At 34.7% G+C, this 7,089-nt stretch carries 9 protein-coding genes and 1 pseudogene; 8 read left to right on the forward strand and 2 right to left on the reverse strand.

The genetic code is table 11. The features are described 5' to 3' along the window. Positions 1 to 18: 18 nt before the first annotated feature. Positions 19 to 204: a YkvS family protein gene (locus tag KI369_RS24060; RefSeq protein ID WP_001165081.1), complete on the reverse strand. Its 186-nt coding sequence runs from the start codon at positions 202 to 204 to the stop codon at positions 19 to 21. Positions 205 to 440: 236 nt separating this feature from the next. Between KI369_RS24060 and KI369_RS24065 the strand changes: the two genes are divergently transcribed. Then, complete coding sequence (locus KI369_RS24065) at positions 441 to 623, forward strand: hypothetical protein (RefSeq protein ID WP_212957723.1); 183 nt, start codon at positions 441 to 443, stop codon at positions 621 to 623. Positions 624 to 711: 88 nt separating this feature from the next. Then, positions 712 to 1,314: a histidine phosphatase family protein gene (locus tag KI369_RS24070; protein WP_212957725.1), complete on the forward strand. Its 603-nt coding sequence runs from the start codon at positions 712 to 714 to the stop codon at positions 1,312 to 1,314. 35 nt (positions 1,315 to 1,349) lie between these two features. Here KI369_RS24070 and KI369_RS24075 read toward each other — a convergent pair whose 3' ends face one another. Beyond that, positions 1,350 to 1,928, reverse strand: coding sequence for a GNAT family N-acetyltransferase (locus KI369_RS24075; RefSeq protein WP_212957727.1), 579 nt, complete (start codon positions 1,926 to 1,928; stop codon positions 1,350 to 1,352). Between the two features lie 245 nt (positions 1,929 to 2,173). On the opposite strand from KI369_RS24075, the gene ykzS reads away from it, so the two are divergent. The 6 genes and pseudogenes from ykzS (at position 2,174) to nrdF (ending at position 7,062) form a co-directional block, all read left to right on the forward strand. Further along, positions 2,174 to 2,368 carry a protein YkzS gene (gene ykzS / locus KI369_RS24080; protein WP_000344283.1) on the forward strand — a complete coding sequence of 65 codons (195 nt, stop codon included), beginning with the start codon at positions 2,174 to 2,176 and terminating at the stop codon, positions 2,366 to 2,368. Between the two features lie 26 nt (positions 2,369 to 2,394). Continuing rightward, on the forward strand, positions 2,395 to 2,712 hold the full coding sequence (locus KI369_RS24085; protein WP_000502201.1) for a hypothetical protein: 318 nt from the start codon (positions 2,395 to 2,397) through the stop codon (positions 2,710 to 2,712). A gap of 479 nt (positions 2,713 to 3,191) precedes the next feature. After that, positions 3,192 to 3,551, forward strand: a complete 360-nt coding sequence (nrdI, locus tag KI369_RS24090; protein ID WP_140968963.1) for a class Ib ribonucleoside-diphosphate reductase assembly flavoprotein NrdI — start codon at positions 3,192 to 3,194, stop codon at positions 3,549 to 3,551. Further along, a pseudogene (locus tag KI369_RS24095) lies at positions 3,538 to 4,665 on the forward strand (ribonucleotide reductase barrel domain-containing protein); the annotation flags it as partial. The gene nrdI and the pseudogene KI369_RS24095, both read left to right, overlap by 14 nt. Positions 4,666 to 5,047: 382 nt before the next feature. Further along, a complete protein-coding gene (locus tag KI369_RS24100; RefSeq protein WP_073990709.1) occupies positions 5,048 to 5,998 on the forward strand; it encodes a ribonucleotide reductase barrel domain-containing protein in 951 nt (316 codons plus the stop codon). A 95-nt stretch (positions 5,999 to 6,093) separates the two neighbouring features. Beyond that, on the forward strand, positions 6,094 to 7,062 hold the full coding sequence (gene nrdF / locus KI369_RS24105; protein WP_212957730.1) for a class 1b ribonucleoside-diphosphate reductase subunit beta: 969 nt from the start codon (positions 6,094 to 6,096) through the stop codon (positions 7,060 to 7,062). The last annotated feature ends 27 nt before the right edge of the window (positions 7,063 to 7,089 follow it).

The raw sequence follows: 7,089 nt of genomic DNA on the forward strand, positions 1-7,089 counted from the left end.
TCCTTTCTTTCTATTATATTATGCATTTTGATTAATGACAGTATAGTTTTTATGACTTACAACTGTAAGAGGTTCCATATCTAGTTCTCTAAAATTTTCCATAATTGTTATATCTACAATAACGGAGTTTTGATTTACTTTTTGAACACGGCCTTGCATTCCACCTTTAAATTCAATGATATCTCCAGTTTCTGCGATCTGCATAAGCAACTCTCCTTGTTACAGTTTTCCCAAAAAAGAATAATTTTGGTTTTTTTTATTTCTTCTTATTTTGAACCATATTGTCTAGTTTGTAAATGTTTCCAAAGTAAAAATTCGAAAAATATTCACTTTTTGTAAGAAAATATGCAAGAAATCCACGTTATTAGAAAAAAAAGATCGATTTAAATGTGTGTATGTTTATATAGGGGTATAATGAAGAGATACAATAACCTACTAAAGTGGGAGAAATTAGAGGCGGTAAAATGATGTTTGAACTTGTGGGGAGTGTTATAGCATTAATTTCATTTGTATTTTCTTATATAAATTTAAAAAAGATTCGTCATCATGAAACGACTACATATTATGATGGGATGGATGGTATACATGCTGGGGTCACAAATGAGAGCGGCGGGGATATGTAAAGGTGTATAACTTTCTTTTTTTGCGTGGTATGATATGTAAAAATAGTACATAATAGAGTTCGTAAGTGATGAATGGAGAGTGGAAAGAATGAGGATTTCTTTTATTCGTCATGGTCGCTTAGATCGTACTATGGAACCAATGACAGTTACTTCATTTCATGAATGGATGAAACGATATGACTTACACACTATAACAACAAAAGCTTCTATACCAATGGAAACAATTGAAACAATGGAATCAGTAAAATTAGTCGTAACGAGTGATCAAAGGCGTGCTGTACAGTCAGCAGCTGAATTAATGGATTCTTTATCTTTTATACAAAATTCTCTTTTTAGAGAAGCTGAGGTTCCTTCAAGATTTTTTTCTCCAAAATGGTTGAAATGCAAACCTAACGTATGGATGTTTATCGGACGAACATTATGGGTGCTGGGCTATCATAAAGATGTAGAGTCTTATAAGGAAGTAAGGGAGAGGGCAAAGCAAGCGGCTCATCTATTGCACCGTTACGCTCTCGTACATGGAAGTATTGCTCTTATAGGTCATAATTATGTGAATACAATGATTGGTGCAGAACTGAGAGCGATGGGATGGTCTGGTTCTCCTATTTTACATAGGAAGCCATGGGGATGTACAACCTATACATTCCAAGAAGCGATGGATGGTAATGTATTAAATACAAATTTAACATAAAAGCACACGATTTATATAAATCGTGTGCTTTCTTTTTATGATATAGAAACTTTGATGTTTAATGTTTTTACGAGATGTGCATAAGGTTCGCCTACAAGCATGACGATTTGATCCTTTTTATAACCTAGTTTTTCGTATAGTGAATAGGCACGTTTGTTTTCTAAATTAACAAGTAATGCGATTTTTTCATACTCCTTTTCAGTTGCATGGATTTCAGCAGCTTCAATTAACTTAGAACCAATTCCTTTTCCTCCATATGCACTTGAAACTGATAATGTATCAATGTAATATTCATCAAGTTCAGCTTCTTTTTCTAACGTAATTGATTCATCTTTATGTAATTCTCTTAAGTAATGTACAATTGGTGCATCAAGCATTGTTGCTTCACTACCGTGATAAGCGACAATAACCCCAACTGCAACTCCGTCTTGTTCATATACAAAACAGTTTTCGTAGCTCAGTCGATTTCTCTCTTTTGAGAACCATGTTTCCAGTCCTAGTAATACTTCTGCCTCAACTGTGCTGCCTGTGATTTTTTCAGCAATTTCGTGCAGAGCGTTATACAATAAAGGCGCTACTAGCTTCGCATCTGTCATTTTTGCTTTCCGAATCATAGTATCCCTCCTAATTCTATTTATATATTGTAGCATAGTGGTATGGAACTTTGCATAATTGTATGTCGAAATGTTTGATATAGAGAAGTAGCTATGTTAGTATATGATATTTAGTGGACATATAGTAAAGTGATATCGTTTGCGAAATAATGAAAATGAAATGAAGGTATAGCACCTGGATAATTTTACAGTTGTTGACCTAAAGAATATACGATAAAATAAAATATTGCATAGAGGTGAAATACATGGATGAGCAATTAGCAAATACAATTTTGGATCAGCTGAAAAACGGTGAAATAAAGGAGTATGTTGCAACGAAAGATGTATTTTATACGTTTAGGAAAGTTGTAGTAGGGCGTGAAGATTTTAAACATATTATTGGGAACGCGCAGCGCGGCGGACAAGTAATTTATACATATTCAGAAACGCCACGTTCGTAACTAGAAGCATATAGGGGAGGAGAATTATGGGCGATTTTAAACAAGGCATATTACCGCATTGGGATTATATGTGGAAAGATAGAGCCGGCAATAGGTTTATGGGGATGGTCATGTACCCAGAGAAACGAAAATGTTCGGCAAAAATGCTGCAGAAAATAAAAAGAGCATATGAAGAAGCTGTAGAAATTAAAGTAACTGTACAAGTTCAACATACATATCAGTACGTAGAAGGAATGATTGTGTACTTTGATGAAGAAGCTCCTGTATGTACAATGATTGATAAAGATGAAAATCCACATCATATATTTGTAAAAGATATTTTGCGTATTGAGCACTCTGAATAATCTTTTCATAAATAAGTTGAATTTCCATAATAATAATAATCTTTTTCTATAATAGTTATCTTTTAGTATGTAACGCGAACCGAAAGTATATGTATAATATTTAATAAACTAAAATTGATAAATGTAATCGTTTTTTAGAACAGATTATCGTTTCATGTCTGTTCTTTTTTGCGTGATGCTGGAGAAATATATTCCTCCAGCATTTGCCGTTTTATGACAAAATATATTGTTAACTTTTTTAAAAATAAGGTTAAATTCGTTGACAAGTTTTTTGAAAAGCACTTTATTGACATGAGTTTTAGAATGTTGTTTCATAGTCATTGTATTGAAAAAAATCGACTGTCTTGTCGAAAAGTAAAAGTTAAAAAAAGAAAGAATTTATACATATATCTTGTGTCTTATTTTGAAACGTAATACAATATATAGAGAAATCAAGAAACAACATACAGAGAGTATAGATTGGAGAGGGAGGGTCGGAAATGTTAGTTGCATATGATTCTATGACAGGAAACGTGAAGCGTTTCATTCACAAATTAAATATGCCGGCCGTTCAAATTGATGAAGATCTAGTAATAGATGAAGACTTTATTCTTATTACGTATACAACAGGTTTTGGCAATGTACCAGAACGTGTTTTAGACTTTTTAGAGCGCAATAATGACAAATTAAAAGGCGTATCTGCAAGCGGCAATCGTAACTGGGGAGACATGTTCGGTGCAAGTGCTGACAAAATTTCTGCTAAATATGAAGTGCCTATTGTATCAAAATTTGAGTTATCAGGAACAAATAACGATGTAGAATATTTTAAGGAAAGGGTGCGGGAGATTGCGACACATTGAACTGAATAATGAAATCACGCAAATGCAGGACGGTTTTTATCAGCTTCATAAAGATAAAGAGGCATTAGAAGTCTTTATGGAAGAAGCTAGAGAGAATACCGTTTCTTTTAATAGCGTGGCAGAGCGAATGGAGTATATGAAAGAACATGATTACTATTACAACGTTCTGGACGAGTATAGCTTGGAGGAAGTAGAAGAGGTATATAACATCGCTTATGGTGAAAACTTCGAGTTCCAATCTTATATGGCAGCATCTAAGTTCTACAAAGATTATGCGTTAAAAACGAATGATCAAAAACAATACTTAGAAAGCTATGAAGATCGTGTAGCAATTGTGTCATTATACTTAGGACGCGGTGATGTTGCGAAGGCAAAACAATTCGCAAGCATGATTGTCAAACAAAACTACCAACCAGCGACACCAACCTTTTTAAATGCGGGAAGAAGCAGAAGAGGAGAAATGGTGTCTTGTTTCTTGTTAGAGATGGATGATAGCTTAAATTCAATCGGCTTTAACATTAATACTGCAATGCAATTATCAAAAATCGGCGGAGGAGTAGCTTTAAACTTATCTAAGCTACGCGCACGTGGTGAGCAAATTAAAGGTATCGATAACGCTGCAAGTGGTGTAGTACCTGTTATGAAATTGCTTGAAGATTCGTTTTCATATGCGAATCAGCTTGGCCAACGAAAAGGTGCCGGCGCAGTATACTTAAACATTTTCCATTGGGATATTATTGAATTCCTTGATACAAAAAAAATAAATGCCGATGAGAAGAGCCGTATTCAGTCTCTATCAATCGGAATTATCGTTCCAAGTAAGTTCTTTGAGCTTGCTGAGAAAAACGAACCTTTCCATGTTTTCGCGCCTTATACGGTGTATAAAGAATATGGAAAGCATTTAGATGACATTGATATCGATGAAATGTACGATGAATTAATGAGCAATCCGAAAGTGAAGAAGAAGCCACTAGATATTAGTGCACGTGATATGCTTATTAAAATTGCTATGATTCAGCTTGAGTCTGGTTATCCGTACTTAATGTTTAAATCAAATGCAAATAATCAACATCCACTGAAGGATATTGGAACTGTGAAGATGTCGAACTTGTGTTAAATATGTAGCACCTTCTAGTAGAAATGCTAGTCGAAAACTCCGTTAAACGGGGAAAGCCTCAAATTTGAGGTAACCTACCGTGCTAAATCTTATCTTAGAATGAAAATATAAAAGTTCAGAATGTATCTTATTATTTTGTATAGCAGAGTTATGGGACAACATAAAGTAATAAGAGACTTTCTGAAGTATTAAGATAAGTAAAAGCCTAACGACTATCCCTTATGGGAGTAGAGCGCAAGCGATTGGCGTTCGAAAAGCGGAGCACCTAATCAGGTAATGCTGCAGGTGATGATATAGTCTGTCCTGTATGGTGACATACAGCAGTTGCTTAAGCAACGGACTGAGGAGTAGCGAACTCGGTTGAACATTCGAGACAGAAATCTTCCAGCTACAAGAAACTTCTGAAATTAACGATTACGGTACAGATGACATTATCCGCCGTGATATTAACTGTAACTTAGGATCGTTAAATATCGTAAATGTAATGGAAAATAAAGAAATTCGTGAAGCAGTTCATGCGGGAATGGAAGCTTTAACAGCTGTTTCTGATATGACGATTATTCCGAATGCACCGACTGTAAAAAAAGCAAATGATGAGCTTCATTCAGTTGGACTTGGTGCAATGAACTTACACGGATATTTAGCAAAAAATAAAATCGGTTATGAGAGTGCAGAAGCGAAAGAGTTCGCTCGTACATTCTTTATGATGTTAAATTACTACTCTATTGAGAAAAGTATGGAAATTGCTAAAGAAAAAGGCGAAACATTTAAAGACTTCGATAAGTCTGATTATGCGAACGGCACATACTTTGAAAAGTATGAAACGACAGATTATAGCCCAGTAACTGAAAAAGTTCAGCAACTATTTGAAGGAATTCATATTCCGACAAAAGAAGATTGGACAAGTTTAAAAGAGCAAGTACAGAAGAATGGTTTATATAACTCATATCGTCTCGCAATTGCTCCGACACAATCGATCAGTTACGTTCAAAATGCAACTTCAAGCGTAATGCCAATCGTAAGTCAAATCGAATCAAGAACATACGCGAATGCGACAACATATTATCCAATGCCGTATTTATCAAAAGATACGTTCTGGTACTATAAATCTTCTTATGATATGAATCAGTTTAAATTAATTGATTTAATCGCAGAAATTCAAGAACATATTGACCAAGGAATTAGTACAATTCTTTATGTTAATAGCGATATTTCAACACGTGAATTAGCACGTTATTACATCTATGCACATAAAAAAGGCTTAAAGAGTCTGTATTATACGAGAACACGTAAGTTAAGCGTGGAAGAGTGTGTAGCTTGTACCGTTTAATATAAAAAAATTGAGACATGATGAGCAGGGTTTTCTGAACCCTGCTCATGCTTAGTTATCAATTTTTCATGTTTATTTAGAGAAGGGGCGATTGAATGCGTGCGGTAAACTGGAACAAAAAAGAAGATGATTTTAGTTTAATGTTTTGGAAGCAAAACATCGCTCAGTTTTGGACAGAAGAAGAAATCGCGGTGTCTTCTGACAAAAATACTTGGGCACAATTATCAAAAGAAGAGCAGGTTGCTTATAAGCGTGTATTAGGTGGTTTAACACTTTTAGATACGAAACAAGGCGGCGAAGGGATGCCACTTGTACTTGTTCATCTTGAAAATTTACAAGCGAAAAGTGTATTAGCTTTCATGGGAGCCATGGAAGAAGTACATGCGAAGAGTTACAGTCATATTTTCACAACATTAGCAACGGAAGAAGAAATTGACGACATCTTTGAATGGGTAGATAAACATCCATTACTTGAGAAAAAAGCTGGTATTGTTACTAGTTATTATCGTCGTTTATTAAAGCCTGAAGTGACGAAAAAAGAGTTATACATGGCGATGGTAGCAAGTGTATTCTTAGAAAGTTACTTATTCTATAGTGGATTTTTCTATCCGCTTTACTTAGCAGGTCAAGGTAAATTGACGGCAAGTGGTGAAATTATTAACCTAATAATTCGTGATGAGTCCATTCACGGCGTATTCGTCGGTATTTTAGCACAACAAATCTTCGCAGAACTTTCTGTAGAAGATCAACAAGAAGTGCAAAAGGAAACAGAAGAGTTATTAATGGAACTATATGAAATCGAAATGGCATACACAGAAGAAATTTACACTTCTATCGGTCTTGTAGAAGATGTAAATCGTTTCGTTCGTTACAATGCGAATAAGGGACTTATGAACTTAGGACTTGAGCCAAAGTTTGAAGAAGAAGAAATTAACCCGATCGTTTTAAATGGTTTACGTACAGATACGAAAAACCATGATTTCTTCTCTGTAAAAGGAAATGGTTACGTAAAAGCAACGAACGTTGAAAAATTAGCTGACGATGATTTCGTGTTTAATTTTTAATATATGATTATAAAGAAAAGCTGTCTT

Origin of the sequence: Bacillus sanguinis (assembly GCF_018332475.1) — a bacterium.
In the GTDB taxonomy this organism is placed as follows: Bacteria; Bacillota; Bacilli; order Bacillales; family Bacillaceae_G; genus Bacillus_A; species Bacillus_A sanguinis.